The sequence below is a fragment of the Luteolibacter sp. Populi genome (genome assembly GCF_040801775.1).
Lineage (GTDB): Bacteria > Verrucomicrobiota > Verrucomicrobiia > Verrucomicrobiales > Akkermansiaceae > Haloferula.
Window position 1 is genome coordinate 3,974,613 of sequence record NZ_CP161812.1, and the last position, 21,089, is coordinate 3,995,701.

Sequence of the window (21,089 nt, forward strand, 5' to 3'; positions counted from 1 at the left end):
CGGCCCGCTGGTCACGGCAGCGTTAAGACCGCAGTCGCCGCCGCCGCCAGATCCGCGCGTTCCTCCAAGGTCCGGCGGATCACCTCTTCACTCCGCGCGACCTTGCCGAAAAACGCCTCCGTGCCATTCACCGTCACCTTCACCGGCTGATCGAGATCCAGCAGCGCATCGGAGAGCCGCAGCTCCATTTTGGCCGGCACCTCCCCGCTCAGCGCGATCGTCTGGCCTTCTACCGTCGCGGTGATCTTCTGCCCGGCCTTCGCCCCGGCGGTATCCGGAATCTTGAGCCAGTAAAAGCGGTCGTGGGTAACGTCATCCTGTAGCCAGACCACCTTCTTCGGCCACGGGATGCGGGTGAATTTCTCCATCCACGGCACCGCCTCGGCGTCCTTGCCGTTCATCCAGTGCGGCAGGCCTTCGTAGACTCGCGACATGTGGACGTAGCCGCCGGGATCGGCCTTCTCCATCTGGTCAAGCGTCACGGCGCGCTCGGCCACGATCTTGTTTCGGTTGTAAGCTCCATCCGCCCCGCCCACGAAGAGCGCGAAGGGCAGGTTCCGCAGGCCGTCCAACTGCGCCTCGTTCGGGTGGCCGGCCATCATCGCTGCGGCGGCAAAACGGTCGGCCATGCGCGGGGCGAGCTGCCAGACGCCATCGCCACCGGCGGAGTAGCCCATCAGATAGACCTTGTCCGGATTCACGCCGCGGAGCGCCACATAGTCCTCGATCAGACGCTGGAACATCGGATCGATGTGGGCCTCGTGCCAGAGGTTCCAGGTATTGGTCGGCGCGCGCGGGGCAACGTAAAATCCCTCCGCCGGCTGATAGAGGCGGATCTGGTTTTGCCACTGGCCGTCATTCATCTGCGGCGGGCCGTTGCCGCCGCCATGCATCGAAATCCACAAGCTGCGGCCGCCGGCAGGCTCGTCGCCAAAGGTCTTCTCCAGCCAGCGCAGGGTCTTGTCACCGAGAGCGAGTGACTTCTTCTCCATCTCGTCCTTGCGCTCCTCGCGCAGCTTCGCGAGGCGCTCGGCACCGAGCTTGGTCACGGTCGCAATGGCATCCGCCTTCGATAAACCCGGCATCGCGGCGACTTCCTTCAATTCGTTCCACAGCGCATCGATGGTCGGCTCGCCAGCTTCCACCGGGCCAAAGGAGCGCTCGCGGGTGAGGCCGCCCACAGTGAAGCGCAGCGTGCCCTTGGTGCCCGGTGGCACCGCGATCCGCGGCATGTCGTTGAGATCGGCGGTGCCCGCCTTGGTCTCGCCCTCGCCCACGATTTTCCCAGCCTCATCAAGCACCACGATCCTGGCCACGACGCGCTCGGCCTTCCCTTGCCCGAAGAGCCGCACGCCGAGATTCGCCGTCGGAGCCGCGGCTTCGGCCTTGGCGTAGCGCGCGGTGACATTGACCGCCGCCACCTCCTTGCTGTCGCCCGCCCAGACCATCGGGAAGGCCAGGCCCTCCTTCTTCCAAGAGGTCGCGTAGATGGCGTACTTCGGCACGTCCGCCTTCGCCTTCGCTGCATCGCCGACAAACCAGCCGCGGTTCAAGCCGGCCTCGTCATACTCATCCGCACCGGTGAAATGCCAGTCGCCGTCCCAGATCTCGACCCAGGTGTGATTGCCGCGATCATTCGTCCACAGCGGCGTGCCCGCGGCCCGCGCCGGGATGCCCACCGCGCGGCAGACATCGACCAGGATGATCGCGAGGCCGGTGCAGGTCGCCTTGTTGATCGCGGCGGATTCGGAAGGGCTCTGGTTCGGCTGCTTGCGGCCGGTGTTGTAGTGGACGTTGACGATCTTGAAGAACTCGCGGTTGAGAATCTGTGCGGCCTCGGTGGCGGTTTTGGCGTCCTTCACCAGCGGGCGGGCCTTTTCGAGAAAGTCCTTCCGCCACGCCTCGCGGGTCTCGTCGAAGACCGCGTAGGGCAGCACGTCATTGAGGAAGATCTCCTCCGGCACCTGCTTGGCCCAGGGGAACTCGCCGCGCGCCTGCAGCGCCAGATCGAGATTCTCTCCTAGAAAGCCCGCATCCAACTGCTCGCGGTCCTTCGCCGGCATGTGATCCGTTAGGAACTTCGCCGCCTTCTCCCCGGATTCGCCATGCTTCGACTTCGCGGCGGCGATGAAGTCATCCACCGGCGCGGCGAATGCGGCACCGGCGAAAATCAGGGGGAGCAGCAGGCATCTCATGTCGCGGACGCTAGCGGCATGGTGGAGCCGATCAATCTCTCGATTCAAGGGAGCGCGGGGGGCGGTCCGGACCTTGGGGAACAAATGTCGAATTCCGAATTCCCGAATTCCGCATGTCGTGTGATCAGAAAGGAAGGAAGAGCGCCTCAGGCGGCAGCCCATCCCTCTTCGAAACACTTCATTCGACATTCGGAAATTCGGAATTCGACATTCCCTCCTCCACCGATGCCAGCGCCGCTTTCACCGCCGCCACATGCGCGGCGATCCGGGCCTCCAGGCAGTTCGCGCTCGGCGTCTCGAAGGTGAACGAAACCGGGCAGCCGAGCTTGGCCAGGAAGATCGCCTCCGGCCAGCTATCGGGGCTATGGGCCTCGGGAACGTGATAGATCCAGCCGGTCGAGCGGATCTCGTGCTCATCGATCAAAGTGGCGGGCTCGGCCGGCAGCCACGGCTTCACCGCCTCCAGAATCGAGGCTGCGCGCTCGGGGCGGTCCGGGCCGAGATTGATCTCATAGAAGTAGAAGCCGGAGGTTTCCCAATCTTCGTGGAGCGAGGTGAAGAGCCGCGGGCAGGGCACCGAGGATAGCCAGGCGGTGTGCTGTCGTATCTCGCAACTGCGCAGGGCCAGGTAGTCGCGGTTGAGGTCCAAACCGCCGTCATTCTCCCGCGTGCCTGCCGCCAGGCCGGTGGGATTCAGCGCCGGGCAAACCAGCCACGAACCCGTGTCCATGACGCCGGAGCGGAGGAGCGCGAGAGCCGCCAGCGGGCCGGCAGGCTCGTCGCCATGCATGCCCGCGGAAACATAGTCCGGCGGGCCGCTTTCAAGACGCTCCCACGCCAGCAGCGGGCCGCTGGGCGTGTCGCAGAGATGGCGGCGGGTGAAGCCCTTGGTCGCCGCGAGTTCGCCGAATTGGGCGAGGAATGATTCCACGTCGAAGGCGCTGGCCATGGCTCGGAATCAGTCGAATCGCGGATCAGGTCTGCGGGGTGCGGCCCTTGAGACGGTAGACCACCACCGGGACAATGAAAATCAAGAGGGTAAGGACCGAGGTCCCGAGGTCGAAGGTACTTGCTGGCCAGGAAATTGTGGATCCCATTTCCTTCCGGCAGGAAATGCCGCGGGACGCTCAGCAGGAGCTTCACGCCGAGGATCCCGATGACAATAAACGCGCACTTTTCCAAGAAGGCGTAGCGGTGCATCAACTTCACGAAGCCTTGGGCAGCAAAACGCATCGCGAGGATGCCCAGGAACACGCCGATACAGACGATGATCATGTCGGATGGCGGTGGAAACTGCTGCTTGTTCTTCGTGAAAGCGACGGCGGCGAACACGTTGTCCAAGGAGAAGGCCAGGTCCATGACCTCCACGGCTACCACGGTCGCCCAGAATGGGCCGAGACGACCCATGGTATGGCGATACAACCAATTCCCTTCCACCGCGACCGCGGCCTCGCCCTCTGCTTCCACGGACTGGTGTTGGAAAAGGTGTTTCCACGCCAGATAGAGCAGATACAGCCCGCCAATCGGCTCGAGCCACCAGATGCTCATCAGCACCGAAACCAGCAACAGGCACAAGCCCCGGAAAAAATAGGCCCCGAAGATGCCGTACCTCAGCGCCTTGCCCTGCTGCTCCTTGGGCAGCCTCATCACCATCGTGGCCAGCACCGCGGCGTTGTCGACCGACAGCACCCCTTCGATGATGATCAGAATGAAGATCACCATCACGCCGGCGGCAGGATCAGCTCCTAGAATCTTATGAATCCAATCGTCCATGAAAAGGTTGAGGGGCGAAACTCCCCGCTGGGAAGCCGGGGCTCAAGCCCGATCTGCGGCGAACTTGTCAGGACTGCGCCTTCAGCCAGTCGAGCACCTGGCCGCGGTAGCGGAGCGGAAGTGAATAGTGGCCCTCGCCTTCGATCCAGTGGCCGACCGCGCCGGGAACCCGGGCGGCCAGGCGCTTGGCGACTTCGCAGGGCAGGTTCTTGTCCGCCAGGCCGTGCCAGAAGGCGATTGGCACGCGGATCTCCTCCGGCGCGAAATCCCAGGGCTCGATACAGCTCGCCCTCGGTCAGCATCGCCTGCGACCCGCTGTCCGCGGCTACCAGATAGCTGCGGGTCACGCTGCCCCAGCAGTCGTGTTCCGCGATCGCTTCGCGGTCGGCGGGGGGAATACTGCGCAGCATCCAGGACATCGGTGCCCGCTCCGCCCCGCGCGCAATCATCCAGCGGCTGGCGCCAATCACGGTCGGGATGGCGAAGCGGCGCAATTGCTTGAGGCCGGCCATCGTCCGGTAGGCCCAGTGCATGTGGGCTTTGTCCGCCTTGTCGCGGAGCGGCGGGGCGCCGCAGATCACTGCGGCGGCGCGCACCCGCTCCGGCAGCGCCGCCGCCGTGGCAAGCGTGTAAGGACAGCCGCCGGAGACCCCGCAGAGGTGGAAGCGGCCGATCTCCAGCGCATCCGCCAGCCCGGCGATGTCCCGCGGGAATGCCGCAAAGCCCCGCCCCGGCAGCGGATCGGAAAGGCCGATCCCGGGCCGGTCCGGCGCGATGACCCGCAGGCCGCGCTCCGCGGCAGCCTCATGAAGCAGCCAGCCCTGATAGCGGCTGCTCGGCCACCCGTGGAAGAAGAACACGGGCTCGCCTTCCGGATCGCCGTAGTCCCCGTAGCCGAGCGCGCGCCCGTCGGGCAGCCGCGCTTGTTGATCCTCCTTCATTCGCGGCCACCTTACTCCATCCACGGTAAAAGAAGCGTCGATGTTTTTGTCAGGAACATCGACCCGGTTGATCATGCGCGCTCGAGGATCTCCACCTCGTAGTTGTCCGGATCGGTCACGAAGGCCATCTTCCGCTGGCCGGAAGTGAACTTCTCCCGCCAGCCGCCCGGCCAGATCTCGATCCCGGCTCTTTCGACACCGTCGCAGTATTCGACGATGTCCGGCACGCCAAGGCAGGTGTGCATCAGGTCCTCGGGGCACGTGGCCGTGTAGTCCGGCGAATGGCAGAGTTCGAGGAAGACGTCATTTCCCGGCAGTTCGAGAAAGGCGAGCTGGTTGCCCTCGGGCGAGTCCTGGCGGCGGCTCTCCTTGTAGCCGAGCTTTTCGTAGAAGGCGATCGAGCGGTCGATATCGGCCACGCGGATGCGGGTATGGAGGAACTTGATCATGGCGGGCGCAAGATGAACGCGGCGCGCGGATTTGCAAAGGCGGCGCATGCCCCAGCGAAAAGTGGCGGTCGGTCGGAAGCCGTGCTAAAGATAGGGAAGCCATGAAAAACATCGTTGCCGCCGTCGACTTCTCGAATGCCACGCCCGGCGTGCTGAATGCCGCCGCGGAACTCGCCAAGGCCTTCGGTGCCGCGCTGCACGTCCTGCACGTGGTGGAACCGGAGCCGAGCTACACCGCCTACGGCTTCACCCCGGACGAGTTCCCGGCGATCCATCTCTTCCAGGAAGAAGCCCGCAAACGGGCCACGATCCGCCTCAACGAGCTGCTAGGCCAAGTCTCCAGCGACGTCCCGAACGCCACCGTCCATCTCGCCGAAGGCAGTCCGCTGCACGCGGTGCTGGACTACGTGAAGAAAAACGGCGGGGACCTCGTCGTGGTCGGTGCCCACGGTCACGGGGCGGTTGCGGCACTGCTGCTCGGCAGCGTGGCCGAGGGCCTGGTCAGGAAGGCAATCGTGCCGACCCTGGTGATCCCCGCGGCCACGGAGAAATGAAGGACCGAAGTTCTTCGCCCTGCAGGGGCGGACGTCGATAGCCCAAGGCAAGCGCAGCGCCGTCTTGGGTTCAGGTCGTGATCGAAATGCCCGCTGAAAGTGGGCTCGTAGGCCGCACTAGGACACGACGTCTTGATCAACGAGCGACGTCCCCTAATCTACCACATAGCGAATCCGCAGGAAACGCCGGTCGGCCGCACTGTCCGCAACATCCCGGAAGACCACCTCTTCATTCCCATCCGGCAGCACCAAGATCGAGGCGGCGGAAGTAGAAACAGCCGCCCACTCTCCCCCGGGATCTCCCGTCGCCAGCAGTTCGTAATACACATCCAGCGCATTCGCCGGCCGCCGGAAGCGCAGCGCAGGCCGCTTGACCTCGCCGTCCATGGCCCAGGTAAACTCGAGCTGCGGCAGATCCACCACCCGCGGATCGGTGGCGAGCGCGTACTCCTCCGCATTGCTGCGGCCGTCGCCATCCGGATCGGCATCGGGACCGGAAACCAGCAGGTCGTCGCGTTCCGCCGCGGTGAAATGGAAGTTGTCCCAGCCGTGGTAAGTCTGCGCGAAGGACTCATCCCCGGCACCCGGGCTGCCACCTTCCGCACCGCTCGTCGCCCAAGCAACCGCATTGCCGAAATCGTTGTAGGAAGTCCCGGCGGGATCGCGGTGCACCAGCGAATGTCCGCTGCCATCGGTCACGGGATACCAGCCATCCTTGTACTCGAAATCCAAAATGTTCTCGCCGAGCGCATCCGCCAGCTCGAGGCGCTCTCCGCCATTGTCGAGCACGTCCAGGTAGGGCCCAAGTACGACCGCCGTAGTATCCGGATAGCGGAGCGCGAAAGCCGCGGGATTCTTCGCCAGGATCAGGCGTTCGCCCGCCGCCAGGGAGGCCGCCGGGAAGGTGTATTCAATCCCCTGCGTAAAACTCGCCCCGCCCAGCGCGAGCGGCGCGGTGCCGGTATTAATGAATTCGAGATACTCGAAGTCGTCCTCCGCCACGCCCGGCAGGGCCGCTTCTTCCGTAAAGAGCGGATCCGCGGGATGATACTGGATCTCCGAAATCCGCAGGAACTGCTGCAGCCCGGAAGGCGTGCCCGGATAGCTGAAGCTGGCGATCAAAAGGCCCGCGCGGTTGCGCAGCTCCAGCGTCTCGCCGCGTGCGGAAAGCTGGCCGGAATAGTTCCCCTGCACCAAGCGCTTCTGGCCGCCGGTGGGCCCGCTGGTGCGGCTGCGGAAGGCCGCACTGTCCTTCGCCAGGTGCAGCAGCCCACGATACTCCCATGCCGCCGTGCCATTCCCGGAAGGGATCACCGTGCCACCTCTGATCACGTGATGCACCCCGCCGTCCAAGGTCCAGCCCGAGAGGTCGAGCGGCTGACCCGTGGTATTCCGCAGGATCACATACTCGCCGGACTGCGTGCCCCCGGGCGGGAGATAGTCCACGGAGTCGATCGTGACCATGCCCGCCACATCCGTCTGGCCGGTCGCCGGGATCGGGGTGGATGAAACATTCCCCGGCCCATAAAGCAGCGGGCGACCCGCACCGCTATTGAAAAGAAAGGTCCGGCGCGGGCCCACATAGCCGCTGATCACCCGCTCCACCTCCTCGCGGGTGCGATTCTGGACGAAGTTCCCATGGAAGCCCCAGCGCGCCGTGTCCAGATCGCCATCCGTCCGTGCCGAGGGATTCGCGGCATCCGGATCGATGGTGGCGGAGAGCTGGCGCATCCGCGTTTCCAGGAAGCCGTTCACCGTGCCGGGCGGCTGCAGGATCGTATCCATCAGCGTGCGCATCCGCTGGACCCACATCAGCCGCATCTCCGGCGCTTCCAGGATCAGGTTGTAGAAGCGGTCGGCACCGCTGTGCGCGTTGAGCGGGTTGTTAGAGACCATCGCATCATCGAAATAACCCAGGGTATTGTTGTAATTGTGCCCGTGGGAAAGATCGACGTCCCAGATGATCGGCTGCCATTCGTGGCTGCGGTTGGTGTCGCGATAGAGGTAGAAATTCTTGTGACCGTGGTCGCGGTCGCTGTTGAACTGCCGCACCACCAGATAATTCACCGCGGCCGGGATATCGATGTTGTCGTAGGCCCAGGTCCGCCGGATCGAAAGATCGGCCGCCGGCTCGAGCGCCATCGCCATCGCCTGCAGGTCGGCGCTGCTCTCCTCCTTGCGCGTCTTCTTCTCAGCGCCCGACGTCAGGTTCTCCCCGTAGATCTTGTAGAGCGCCCCCTCCCCGTCGAGACCGTTGCGCTCCAGCATCCGGTCGTCGCCATCCTCGACGATTTCCATCACCCCGTGGAAGCCGCCGTTCAACTGCACCCGCACCGGGAACGCGAAGTGATACGGCGTGCCCGCCATCTTGCCGACCTCGTGGGAGAGCGTGTTGCGGATCTTCGTCTTGTCCGCGTAGTTTGTGAGCAGGTTGAGATCCTTCACCGCCCGCTCGCCTTCCTTCCAGACGAAGCGGAACTCGTCGTTCGAGTCGAAGTCGTAGCTCTTCTTCGGGAAACCCGAGCTCGTCTGGCCGTGGATCTCATGGCCGGTGTTGTCGTAAAAACGATTGAGATAGTAGCAAGCTCCGCGGAACGCAGCCGCTGCCGGACCCGTCCCCGGAGAACCTTCGACGAACCACTCGAGCACCGGCAACTGGCTCGTCGCGGTAGCCGCATTCACCGCCACCGTCCCGAAGTACTGCGGCGAATCCAGCGGATCGCGGTAAGGGGGGAACTTCGTGATGTTGCCCAGGCTATCCTGCGCCTCGAAACGCCAGCGGAACATCTGCCCTGCCGCCGGCCCCGTGGTCGGCAGATTCACGGAATACACCCCATCGCCCGCCACCGCATCCGCACCGCTGCCCGCATCATTCATCGTCACCGCCGCGGATTCGCCACCCCACATGGTGCGATGATAGGCGCGCACCGCCGCGACGTTGTTCTTCGTCTTGATCACCCGCACCGTGACCTTCATCGCGGGGCTGCTGCCATTGCCCAGCGGCCGCGGCACCAGCGGATCCGCCGGCGTGCCATCGAAAACCACCGGCCCGGCCGAGCCCGCATTGTTCAAGACCCCCGGAGTCGGCGTGGCGAAATACACCACCGCCCCGGGCTCGGCAGCCGTGCTGCCCGTGACCTCCGGCAGCAGCAGGAAGTCCGAACTGCTGACGCTCGAATTCAGCCCTTGGACCGCGAGCACATTCGTCCCCGCCACCAGCACCGACGCTGGAATCGTGAACTCGGCCCACGAATTCACGACCGCCTCGTCCAGCGCCGCGGTGGCCACCGAGTTGTAAGCCGGCGCCCCCGCGAAATTCGCGCGGCCCGCTTCCACGCCATTGATCCACGCCACGAAGCCGTCCTCATACTTCATCCGCAGCTTGTAAGCCGCGTAAGCCGAGGGATTCGGTAGCGAAAAGGTCCGGCGGAAGCACAGCGAGGGGTTCACACCTTGGAACCCCGCTTGCACGTTCGTGGTGACCCAGGCATTCAAGCCGCCGCCCGTATCGTAGCCGAGACCCGGCGCGGCATTGGTCCACAGACCGTCATTGAAGGAAGGGCTGACATTCCAGCCGCCCGGCAGACCCGTGCCGATATCCCCGCCCGCATAATTGCTGCCGCCGTAGTTCGCCGCTCCCGTGGCATTGTTCGGCAGCACCTTGTAGCGGCCCGCCTGCCCGGCACCGTAGGCCACCAGCGTGGTCGTCGTCTGCGCGATCGAGAGGCCATAGGAAACATCCGGCGCCTGTGCCGGATAGGCGGGCCCATAGAAATGCACCAGCTCGGGCAGACCGCCCACCGCGTTCGGCTGATACAGCCCCAAAAATTCGCCGCTCTTCGACAAGCTGAAGTTCGTATGCAGCGCCGCCGCCGGATTCACGCGGTTCCGCCCGGAAGCCCACACCAGCAGCGTCCCCTTCCCCGGCAGGGTCACCGCGGGAATCCGCCACTGCGCCTTGTTAGATGAATCATCGGTCAGCCACCAGCCGTCCAAATTCACCGGCACCGTATCCGTATTGAAAAGTTCGATCCAATCCGAGCGGTCGCCGAAATCGTCCTCAAGCCCGTCGGCATTGTCGGCCATGAATTCCGAGATCACCACCTCCCCCTGCACCTGCGGGAATAGGCACAAAAACAAGATGAAATGCGCGAAAAAGCGGCTCATGCTGACGGAATTTGGAGCTTTGTGACAACTTGCTCACATTCGCCCCGCCCTGCAATCGCCGATTCTCCGGACTCCTCTCCCTCGCAAAAATACCTATTCCGCCAAGCCCACGCTCAAGCGCGTGAAGATCCTCACATCGGCCTCCGGTCCGCTACCGAGATACGCCGGCACCTCCACCGGCAGCCAGCCGTCTTCCAAAGGCGGCACCGGACTGCTCTGCGAATCGAAGAGCACCTGGCTCCAATCCCCCAGGTCATTCGACGCCAGCACCCGCCAGCGCAGATCCGTCAGCGCGGGATCGAAGCGGAAGCGGAACTCCCTCGCCCCGGCCTCCCCGGCCAGCACCGGCAGAAGATGCATCACCGGCTCATGCGGGCCGACCCCGAAGGCATAGCGCAGGATATTCGCCACGCCATCGCCGGAAGGATTCGCCTCCGGCCCCGAGATCGCATCGTCCGCGCGATCCCCCGCATCCGGGAATTCCGCCGCGCGCCAGAAGGCGTAGGTACCCGGCACCGGCGGAATCTCATCGCCCTCCACCGTCACGTTGTCGAAGCGGTTGTTGCCGCCCGTGCCACCGCTACCCTGCTGGAAAGCGATGCGGACCGCGAACAACGGGTTGTTGTCCACCGCCGGCAATGACCGGAAGTCGAGGATCTGCACCGTCGGGTTGCCATCCGGCGGAGCCAGGGTCGTGAAGGGTAGGAAGCTCGTGCCATTCACCGTGTAGGAGATCACCTGCGTCCCCGCACCTTGGCCCGAGCGGCGGGTCTCGTACTGGATCACGATGTTCTCGTGGCCGGTCGTCGGCACGGCGAGGGTCACGGTCGCATCCAGCGGATTGTTCACCCGCAGATGCGCGCCCACCGGATCGTCGTTGCGCGCATTCAGCGCCGCGAATCCCTGGTCCTGCGCGCCGTGCTGGATGACCTCCGCAGCACCGCTGGCCGTGCTGCTGATCTGCCCGCCGCCGATCGTCGGAACCGCCACCAGATAGTCCTCCTCATTGAAGTTCCAGTAGTGGAGGAGCTTCCCCGGCGGTGGCGCGGTCGCCGCGAATTCCACCGGTGCCGACCAGTTGCTCCAGCGCCCGCTGTTGTCCTGGTGGCGCACCCGTAGCCGGTAGGTCTTGCCCGGCTGGGCAATGCCCAAGGGAATGAGCATGCTGCCGGGTACCTCGGTCGACTCCATGGTCCAGATACTATCAATCTCGTACTTCCTCGGCATTCCCGCCACGTAGCCGGCGACACCGGGTCCCGAAATTTCCGCGAGCCGCCACTTGGTGCGGGCATAGCTCCCCACCCCCTGCGGATCGGAGAAGGCGGACGAAGCGAAGGACAAATCGTTCGCCGGATACGCCGGATCGCCCGTCCGCGTCGCCACCGGCTTGGCGGGGATCAAGGGGTCCGCCGCATCGCTGGCCACATACTGGTAGCCGTAGCCGAGCTGGTTCCCATTGTTCGCCGACCAGCCGCCGCCCGGCCAGGTGTTGGCCACATAGTCGCGGAAATACGCCACGGAATCCTCATGCTCCATCGTCCCGGAGGACGCGGGCGTGCGCAACCAGCGGGTCCACCCACCGCCGATCCGGCTATCCTCATAGCTCGTGCGGTAGAAGTTGCCCTTGTGATTGGTCTGGCCGCTGGCGTTGCTGTCCTGCCCCTGCGTGCGCGGATGCACGTTCCACATCGCGGCATCGGCATCCGCCCATGTGGCCGTCTGCCCGGTCGGATTGACCACTTGCGCGAATTGATCGATGAGCTGGCCGAATTGGCCGCCGCCCGGGGTCGCATCCGAGGCCAGCAGATCCAGGATCTCGCGGGCACGGTTGCGATACTCCAGCGCCAGCGCGGGATTCTGCAGGATCGATTTATAGGCGTGAATCACTCCCGGATAGCTGCCGCCGCCCACACCCGTGTTGTGATGGCTCTTCGCGATGAACATCATGTCCAGATCCCACGGCATCGGCACCCAGCGGTCGTCCAGGGAGCGGTGATAGAAGTAGTGGTTATACCCGCCACGCAGATCGACGTTTCCGATCAGGCGGTTCAGGGCATGGAAGGTGTAGTAGCTTTCCATGTCCATGTTCTGCCGCCACCAGGCCTCGCTGGGATCGCCATTCACATGCGCGTCGCGGAAGGTATTCCAATCGGACGAGTCGACCGGTTGGGTGATCCCCTGGTTCTTCTTGTCGCCCCCGTTGTCCTCGATCTTGTAAATGCTCCCGTCGGGCAGCCTGCGCTCGTCCAGGAAGGAACCGTCGGGCTGCTCCACCGCCAGATACAGGCCCCAGAAATCCCCGGCATATTGGCCGTAGGAGGTCCCGATCGGATCGCTGGTGATCGTTCCGGGAGCTGGCGTTTCCGTGGCCCCGCGGACGATCCGGAAGTGGTAGTAGTGGGTATTCGGCGAGGGCAGGCCGCCGAGCTGGTAGATCTTGTAAGAGGCCGCTTCCTCGATCCCCGCGGCACCGCGGTGAAGCGATGCCCACGGGCTCGCGCAGGCATCTCCCGAGAACGATCCCCAGGTTTCCGCATAGTCCTCGCCGAGGTTGTTCGAAGCAGGCAGGTCGCGGGCGCGGTTGAAGAAGAAACGCCACTTGTTCTTGCCCGAGACATAGGTGGAAGCCTCCCCGCGGTTCTTGAATTCGATGTGGTCGTAAACCGTGCCCTTGTAGACGAAGCTCGCGCGGAAACGGATCGCGTCCGCGCCGCCGTTGTACTGGGAGTTGAGCACATCCCCTCCGTCCGCGATCAGCGTGTAGACCGGCAGGTCGTCGAGCATGGTGGACGGGAAGGTCTGCAGCGCCGTCGTCCCCGGCCGGAATGCCCCCTGCCAATCCGGCAAGGCACTATACACATAGTAGGCGAAGTTCGGTTGCTCGTCGTCGCCGTAGGGAACCGTGGCCGAATTGCCCGGACTATCGGCGAAGCTGATCCGGTACCGGACCAGGCGGCGGTTGGTCTGCACCACCGCAGGAATGCGGGCGGTGTAAATCGAGTCGTTGGCCGTGGCATCGCCATTCGTGCCGTCATCGGCCATCGCGATGCTTGTCCACGTGGTCGCATAGGCCGCATCCGTCAGCCGGATGTAGGCACCCGGATTCACCGCTTGGTAAGTAAGGCTGACCGCACCCACGCCATCGGGATCGGTGATCCGCGCCGTGATCGTGGCGATCTGGCCCGGAGCCGGCGTCACCGGTGAATGACTGACCTGGCGGATCTGCGGCGGGATCGAGGCCGGCGGCGTGTGGACCGAGTTCACCGCGCCCGGAGTCGGCACCCCGCCGCTGTTGCCCCCGCCGGAAACGAGTTCCAAATCCATCGAGAAGTCGCTGCTGCCGTCGGACGTGTTGAAGGCGTGGACCGCGATCACATTCGTACCGCCGAAGAGATAGCCATCGGCATTGTCCAAGGTCACTTCCTCCCACACCGCCTCATGGTTCTGCGGCGCTAGGTAATTGTAGGCCAGCTGCCCGCTGGGAGCGACGTTGATCCGGTGCACCGGCTCGCCGTTGATCCAGATCACGCAGCCATCGTCCACCCGTACGCGCAGGCGGAGTTGCTCCGGCACCGAGTCGGAAGGAACCGTGAAGGCCTTGCGGAAATACACGCTGCGGTAGCCGCCGCCCGCCATGTCCGAAAGGAAAGTATTCACCTCCGGATCGTTATACCCGATCCCCGTCTGGCCGCTCGGCCAGGTGGAATCGTTGTAGGCCGTGGTGCGCCACGCCTCGACCGGCGATGAAGCCTCCGCGGTGCCCTCTCGATACTTCCAGCCGGTGGCATGCGAGGCGATGTAAGTCACCGGCGGGGCAAGGGAAGCCCCCGACGAGCGCCACGAGCCGCCCAGGTCGTTGTCCAGTCCCGGATGAATCAGCTCGGCGGAAGCGCCCCCGCCATCGGCAGCGGTCGGCCACGGGAAGCCCACTCCGTAATCCACGCGGTCGCGCAGTGTTCCGCCACCATCGCGGAGGTCGATCCGCTCGCCGGTCGAGTTGAGCTTGCCGGTCCATTTGCCAGCCGCCGTCTTCCCATACTTCGCCAGGATCACCGCGGGTTCTTCCGCGACGATCACGAACCCGCCGGGCGCCAGGATGACATTGGGAAAGGTGAAGGTGACCGCATCCGAGAGCGTCCAACCGGAGAGGCTGATCGCCGTATCGCCCGGATTGTGGATCTCGATGAATTCCTCGAGGCTGGTCTTGTCGGCGGGCTTGTAGTGGATCTCGTTGATCACCGCCATGTTCGGCACCACCGCGGTGGTGGTGAAGCTCGCACTCTCCGGGGCCCAGGTGCTGCCCGCGGCATTCGTTACCCTACTACGGAAATAGTAGGTCGTCTGCGCTGCCAATCCGTTCGCGAAAAAGGAGAACTCTCCCGACTGGGTGCCAAGGGCGGAGGACGAGGCCCAAGCCCCGGGAGTCGTCCCGCCATCGGCAGTCCCGTAGTAGATCGTCACCGCCGGCGCATCCCCGCCGGCATCCGTGATCTCGCCGCGCATGCTCGCCGTGTTGCCGGTGATGCCCTCGGCCTCGCGGTTCTCGACTGCCGGCAGCGACACGGCCGGCGTGACAAAGCTCGAGCTCCCCGGTGCCCACGCGCTGCCGCCCGAGTTCACCGCCCGCGCCCGGAAATACCAGGTCGTCACCGGCGCGAGCCCGCTCAGCACGGTGGTTGCCGAGGTCGCGACCTGCCCGAGGCTGATCGACGAGGTCCAGGAGCCCGGATCCGTCCCGCCATCCTCGGTCCCGTAATAAATCGTCACCGCAGGCGTCTCCCCGCCTGTCGAACTCACCTGCGCCCCGACCGAGGCCGCCGTGGGAACGATTCCGGAGGCCGCGATATTCGCCACCACCGGCACCAGGGGCGGCGTCTCGAAGCTGGAACTGGAAGTCCAGGAAGCGCCCGCGCTGTTCGTGGCGCGCGCGGTAAAGTAGCAGGTGCCCGCCGGTGCCAGCCCGGAGATCGCGCCGGAGTAGCTGCCCGTGTGGGTCCCGGGCAGCGCCTGCGAATTCGCCCAAGCCGCCGCCACCGGCCCGCCATCCGCAGGACCCCAGAACAAGGTGATCGAAGGCGCGGAGTCGCCGGTCGCCGCGACCGTGCCGTTCAAGGTCGCGGAAGTCGCGGTGACCGCCGTCGGGGCCTGCCACGCCAGCGTCGCGGTCCCCGGCGGGATCAGGGTCTCCGCGTCCAGCCGGATCTTGTCGAAATGGGAGCGACCCGCACCCCGCGCCTGCAGCAGGATCCGGATCGTCTTGCCGACCGCTGCCGGATTGTCCGCCGTGCTGAAAACCAAGGCAGGCGCATCTCCGAAGGACTGGGGCGGCAGGCTGGTGGCATTGAAAATCCCCGTCCCATAGACGCTGCCCGTGCTATCCGCGAGCAGGTACTGGCTCTGGTTCCCGCCGTTGGTATTGCCGTTGCGGTAGCCGGCGGCGACCGTCAATGTATAGCGCGTGTTCGCCTGATAGCTGACCCCGAGGTCCTGCCAGACGTTATGATTGAGTTCCATCCCCAGATGGTCCGTGCCGTCTGCCGAGAAGCCCGGGATATACTCCTCGAAGCCCGACCAGTTGTTCGGGCCATTGGTCTCCTGCCACTCCGGACCGAGGTTGGGGTGAAACCCTCCCGCAGACAGACCGTTCCCTTCGAATGAAAAATCGCCCACGCTGACAGGTGCGGCATGGCCGGACGACAACAGGAGGGCGTACGCCAGCACGGCAACGCGTTTACAGAAGGTCATGGGCTTTCGAGAGGACGGATTTTTGCAAGAAAGTCACTAAATGGAGACTTTCCTGACCGCTAGTGTGACAATTACGCCAAAAAACAATTCTTGTCCATGCCCCAGACGGGTGGTTTTCACAGGCAAGGAGCACGGTCTTACGAAGCCCGCCATCAGTGGTACGGAGTCCCGCCTTCAGGCGGACGAAGCCACCGGAACGTGGCATCCACACCTTCTCTCCCTCCCACGGCTCTCTTGCCTCTTGCCTCTCCCCCTCACGGCACCCAAGTCGCCCGCATCCTCAAAAACCTCTTCCCCGTTCCCGGCCCGACATCACTGAACGTCGCAAGCTGGAATCCGCCCCCGAGATCGTCACTCAGCTCCGGGAAGGTCGCCACCGCCTCCCATCCACCGGCCAGTTCGTCCGAAGCCAGCAACTCGTAACGGATCGACTGGGCGAACTGCGGGCAACGCAAGCGCAGGGCCGGCGTCTTCACCGGCCCGGCCCCCAGCCAGACGAACTCCGTGAACACCTGGTCCGCCACCATCGGATCGGTCGCAAAGGCAAACTCCTCGAAATTCACGCGACCGTCCCCGTCCGGATCCGCGGAAATGGCGGAGACCCCGGCATCCCCCGACTGCAACGGCGTGAAGCTCGCCGCCGCCCAAGCACCGAAGCTGCCGGCGGACGGCACATCCGCTTCCCCGGGGCTGCCGCCGACATCGGCGCTCGGGGCCCAGCCGTCGCCGTTGTCGTCGCCCGCGGGATCGTTCGGGTGGCGGCGGACCAGCGAGTTGCCCTCGCCATCCGCTGCCACCGGCCAGGGCGGGGCCTCGCCATAATTCACCCCGCGGATCTCCGCGTCGCCCGGCGTGTAGAGCACCAGGTCCTCCCCGGCATTGTCGAGGTGGCCGGAGAACTCACCCGCCACCGGCTTGCCGGGGCCGTAGCGCATTTCGAAGGCATCGCGCCTCGCCACCACCAGCACCCGCGCCCCGGGTGCCAAGGTCCGTCCGGTCGCCGCACCGTTGAATTCATAATTGATCGCGCCGTAGAAATACACCCCCGTCAGATCGATATGGCGGGTCCCGGTATTCAGCAGCTCGACGAACTCGAAGTCGTCCGACTCGTTGAAGCCCGCCGCCTCTTCATCCTCGCTGGGGTCGAGCGGATGGTAGTGGATTTCCGAGATCGCCAGGTTCGCAGGCGAAGCCGGATCGGTATCCAGCAGGAAGGTAGCCTCCGTCATCGCGCTCCAGATGCTGCCATTCCGGGCCCGGACCCGTAGCGGCCGCTCCCCTCCCCGCTCAGGAACATCGGCGTGGTCGAAGCCGAGCGCGTCGCGATCAGCGAAAGGTTCATGCTGAGGTCGCTGCTGGTCCCGCTCCCTTGGTGGACCTCCACGGCGATCACGTTGGTACCCTCCTGCAGCAGCGCTTTCTGCACCGTGAGCGGCCCGGTCGTCGTATCCTCGATCAGCGCACCATAGTAGAGGTTGTGGGCCGGATTGATCGGAAGGTTGCCAGCTATCAAAGTGCCGTTGAGGTAGACCGCGTAAGAGTCGTCATATTCCACCGTCACCGCCAGCGAGGTGATGTCCGCGACATTGGCGGCCGTGAAAGTACGCCGGAAATAGGCGGTCGCGGCCTTCTGATCTCCGCTGACATAGGTGATCGGAATGATGGTGGCTTCGTCGCCATCGCCGTACCCCAGTTCCCCCGTCCCTACCGGCCAGCCGGAGTCGTTGAAGACCTTGGCGCGCCATGCGGTTCCCTGGTTGGAGCCGTTCGCGAGATAGCGCCAGCCATTGGCGGACCAGGGAACCAGCGGATCGCTCGTGACCGCAGGCGTGTAGACCTGCGCCCCCGCCTTCAAATTGCCTCCCACCAGCCGCGGATCGGAACCGTCGGGCATGTAATAGACCGTCCCGCCGCCGGGTGCCTCGATCACCGCCTCCACGCCGCTCGCGTGATATCCGCCGAAGGGCGTGATCTTCGGTGCGTCCAAGCTCGGATAGAGTCCGTCGTTGCGGAGTTGGCCGAGCACGATCGGCCCGCGCGGCTGGTGGTAGTCCAGCAGGCCGTTCTGCGCGTTGATCCAGTTCAGGCGGTCCTTCGGAACTTCGACCGATTTTGCATCACCCCAGCGCGCGCTCTCGGCGATGATCGAGGCATCCACGTCGGCCGCCAGCTTGTTCACCCGGTTGGACCACGCGGCAGGATCCAGCGCTCCGCCATTGAACATGTGCTTCTGGATCCGGTCCGCCCATTGCATCTTGTACTCGGCATTCGCAATCAGATCCTGATGCAGGAAAAGCGGGTTCGAGCGCGCGAAATTTGCCTCGTGATCGATGAAGACGTAGGGCCCCGTGCGATCCTCGTTCACGTTGAAGAAGGTGTGCTCGAAGTCATGGACGAAGAAGCGGAAGCCCTCGCCCGGGTTGTTCTCGCGGCGGCGGCTGCCGAACCAGTTGTTCGACTTGTAGTTCTGCAGGTAGGACGAGGTTGTGCCGTCCTGATTGCCGCTCCAAAAGGTCAGCAGCAGGTAGTCGATGAGATTGTCCGCCTCTAACATCACCGGCTCGCCGTTGGGCGTCACCCCGTCCGCGGCCTTGCCCATCAGGCGGAAGTAGTTGGCGTTGGTCGGTGCCGCCCGGTGGATCTTGCCCTTGTTCCAGAGATCCTGCCAGGCAACGAGGTTACCATCGGTAGTCCCGGTCACGTAGTCGGCGTCTCCCTCGGCCTTGACCACGTCCCACTCCTCCTTGTCACCCCCCATGTAAGTCTCCGCGAAGGCCGCCTCCGTACGCTCGTCGAGATCGAAGAGGCCCCAGTAATGGCCGTTCAGGTAAAGGTGGAAGTAGCGGACATGCGAGCCGGGCTGGCCCATGTCGAGTTGCGCCTGTCGTGACGACTCCTCGCGCAGGAAGGTGTTCTGGTCACCCCCTTCGAAGGACCACGAGTAGTTCTGCGCGGTGCGGAAATCGATCTTGTCGAACTCCTGCGCACCCTTCCGCCCGAACAAGGGATACTCCAGCTTCGTCGGCCCGTACTCGCCGCGGAAGAAAAGGCGGAAAGAGTGCTTCGGATTGGCAGGCGAGCGCGAGAAGCCGCCGCGCAGGCGCAGCCCGGCATTGATCTGGAACTCGCTCTTGCCGTTCGGGAATCCTGCGCTTGGCGGGCTGATCCACTCCAGTGAGGCGGGGCGCTCCCATGGGGCGCCGCGGCCCCCGGGATTCGAGTAGATCCCCTGCGAGCCGCCGATGTTGAAGAGATTCGGCATGTCCGTGACGATCGAGACCGAAGGCAGCGCGGTCAGCGCCTCCTTGACCGATGCGGGTCCGCCGATCTCGGGATTAGCGTTGTTCACGATCCGGGGATCCATGCCGTAGTTCAGCACCTGCGTGGTGCCGCTGCTCGTTGGCCAGCCCGCCGGTGCCGCCGGCTGGGTGATCACGTCATTGAGGAAAAGGTAGGTCTGCGTGCTCACCTCCGCGCTCTCCCAGTCTGCTTTCAGCGCGATCGTGCGCAGGGTCGTGGTGGCGGCGATGTTGAGTGGCGTGCTGTAGGTCGTGCCATTCGTCACCGAGGGCGTGGAGCCATTCGTCGTGTAGCGGATCGTGGCACCCGGCGTGGCGCTCGTCAGCGCCACGCTGACCGGCGCGGTGAAAAAACCGCGACCGACGCTGAAGCTGGTATCCTGCACCTTGCCCAGCGAGGTCGGCGGACCATTGATCCAACCGGGTGAGGGGCTGCCGCCGCGATAGAAAGCGAAGGACGAACCTGGAATCAGCGAGCCGGCATAAAGCTCCGGCACCAGCAGGAAGCTCGTATCCGCTGCACTGCTCTTGAGCCCGTGGATCGCCAGCACGTTCGCGCCGTTCACCAATGAAGGAAGCTGCGCCGTGAGATTGAAAGCCGTCGGCAGCAGGCTCTCCTCATTGCCGCGCGAGGCCGTCGCCACCGAATCGAAGGCGAGGACGGCGGGCGCGTTGTGCGAGGCCACCGGCACGCCGTTCAGCCAAGCCGCGAAGCCGTCCTTGTGGCGCGTGACCAGCGACAGCGCGGTCGCCGTTCCCGGACCCGTTGCGGTGAAATTGCTGCGAAAGTAGGCACCCGGCCGACCGTTCATGACGGCCGTGCTATTGGTCTTGATCAGCCCGCCCGCCCCCTCCGGCAGCGTGGTCGCGGCGAGACCGCCATTCGCGGTGTCGCCGACCAGATCGAAGTTCGCATTGAAGGTCGTGTGGCTGCCCGCGGCGGCGAAGAATTCGAGACAATTCCCGCCGTTCCCCTGGAACATCACCACCTCGAAGGAATGCGGGCCGGCCGTGAGGCTGCGGCTGCCGAAGAAATCCAACGGGCCGTGGCTGGTGTTGTCCACGACCAGGTCGGTGCCATCGATCCGGACCCGCACCCCGTCGTCGGAATTCACGCCGAAGGTGTAGATGCCGGACACCGGGATCTCGACCCAGCCCGTCGCCTTGATCACGAAGTAATCTCCGGACCCGCCGGGCGGGGCTTCATTGTTGGCGAAGCGGCCTTCCGCGCCCTCGCCGAGGTAGTTGACCTTGTCCACGGTCACCGTGGTTTCGGCGAGGATGCCGGAGTTTTCCGGAGCCAGGGCGAGCAGCGCGTCCGACTCCGCCAGACTGCCGAGCGTCCCGTTCTTGAAGACATGCCGCACGGTGATTCCGGGAATGGTGATGCCGTGACCGATGCCCGAGTTTCCCGTGTCCCAGCCGGTTTCCACGTAGCCCGGCTGGATCCAGCTGGCAGGCGGCACGCTGGCACTGGTCGGCGCGCGGTAGCGGGTGGAGGCACCCGTGGCGAGCAGGGTGGTCCGATTGAAAAGCGCGCCGTAGGATTCGTCGTCCCGTTGCGCGGGGAAAGCGCTGCCGAAGTCCTGCTCCACCGTCTCGTCCGGCCGGACCAAGGCGAGATACTCGCCGTCCGCGGACAAGCTGAAATTCGTGTGCAGCGCCGCGCCCGGATCGCGCCGGTTCTTGCTGGACGCCCAGACGATGCGGAATTCCCCCGGCGCCAGCGTCACCGCTGGAAAGCGCCACTTCGTCGGCACCGCGGCATTGTCGGTCAGGTACCACTGGTCGAGCGAAACCGGCGTCGCGTCAGGATTGTGGACCTCGATCCAATCCGAAAAACTGCCGTCCTCGTCACTCGCGACGGACTGGTTGCTGGCCATGAACTCCGTGATCACAGGATTCCCGGACGCAGGCAGCAGGAACAGCAAGGGTAAGCCGAGAAAGCGCAGGGACGATTGCATCA

The 21,089-nt window shown here is 64.7% G+C and carries 10 protein-coding genes and 1 pseudogene; 1 reads left to right on the plus strand and 10 read right to left on the minus strand.

What is annotated here, in order from left to right:
* Nucleotides 1–11 precede the first annotated feature (11 nt).
* The 6 genes and pseudogenes from ABWK72_RS16280 to ABWK72_RS16305 all read right to left on the minus strand — a co-directional run bounded on the left by ABWK72_RS16280 (nt 12) and on the right by ABWK72_RS16305 (nt 5,358).
* Nucleotides 12–2,195, minus strand: a complete 2,184-nt coding sequence (locus ABWK72_RS16280) for a transglutaminase domain-containing protein (RefSeq protein ID WP_367870627.1) — start codon at nt 2,193–2,195, stop codon at nt 12–14.
* A gap of 178 nt (nt 2,196–2,373) precedes the next feature.
* Complete coding sequence (locus ABWK72_RS16285) at nt 2,374–3,144, minus strand: succinylglutamate desuccinylase/aspartoacylase family protein (protein WP_367870628.1); 771 nt, start codon at nt 3,142–3,144, stop codon at nt 2,374–2,376.
* A 25-nt stretch (nt 3,145–3,169) separates the two neighbouring features.
* Entirely contained in the window at nt 3,170–3,292 is a 123-nt protein-coding gene (locus tag ABWK72_RS16290) for a hypothetical protein (RefSeq protein ID WP_367875386.1), read from the minus strand.
* A 67-nt stretch (nt 3,293–3,359) separates the two neighbouring features.
* Nucleotides 3,360–3,968, minus strand: a pseudogene (locus ABWK72_RS16295) (DUF475 domain-containing protein); the annotation flags it as partial.
* Nucleotides 3,941–4,909 (minus strand): alpha/beta fold hydrolase, encoded by a 969-nt coding sequence (locus ABWK72_RS16300; RefSeq protein WP_367870629.1) that lies wholly within the window; start codon nt 4,907–4,909, stop codon nt 3,941–3,943. The pseudogene ABWK72_RS16295 and the gene ABWK72_RS16300, both read right to left, overlap by 28 nt.
* Nucleotides 4,910–4,980: 71 nt before the next feature.
* A complete protein-coding gene (locus ABWK72_RS16305) occupies nt 4,981–5,358 on the minus strand; it encodes a VOC family protein (protein WP_367870630.1) in 378 nt (125 codons plus the stop codon).
* Nucleotides 5,359–5,459: 101 nt separating this feature from the next.
* Between ABWK72_RS16305 and ABWK72_RS16310 the strand changes: the two genes are divergently transcribed.
* A complete protein-coding gene (locus ABWK72_RS16310; RefSeq protein WP_367870631.1) occupies nt 5,460–5,912 on the plus strand; it encodes a universal stress protein in 453 nt (150 codons plus the stop codon).
* Between the two features lie 153 nt (nt 5,913–6,065).
* Here the strand turns inward: ABWK72_RS16310 and ABWK72_RS16315 are convergent, their stop codons facing one another.
* The 4 genes from ABWK72_RS16315 to ABWK72_RS16330 all read right to left on the minus strand — a co-directional run bounded on the left by ABWK72_RS16315 (nt 6,066) and on the right by ABWK72_RS16330 (nt 21,087).
* Nucleotides 6,066–10,079: a lamin tail domain-containing protein gene (locus ABWK72_RS16315; protein ID WP_367870632.1), complete on the minus strand. Its 4,014-nt coding sequence runs from the start codon at nt 10,077–10,079 to the stop codon at nt 6,066–6,068.
* Nucleotides 10,080–10,172: 93 nt separating this feature from the next.
* A complete protein-coding gene (locus tag ABWK72_RS16320; protein WP_367870633.1) occupies nt 10,173–15,824 on the minus strand; it encodes a CotH kinase family protein in 5,652 nt (1,883 codons plus the stop codon).
* Nucleotides 15,825–16,078: 254 nt separating this feature from the next.
* Nucleotides 16,079–17,053, minus strand: coding sequence for a lamin tail domain-containing protein (locus tag ABWK72_RS16325; protein WP_367870634.1), 975 nt, complete (start codon nt 17,051–17,053; stop codon nt 16,079–16,081).
* Entirely contained in the window at nt 17,050–21,087 is a 4,038-nt protein-coding gene (locus ABWK72_RS16330; RefSeq protein ID WP_367870635.1) for a CotH kinase family protein, read from the minus strand. Before ABWK72_RS16330 ends, ABWK72_RS16325 begins: the two co-directional genes overlap by 4 nt.
* Nucleotides 21,088–21,089 lie beyond the last annotated feature (2 nt).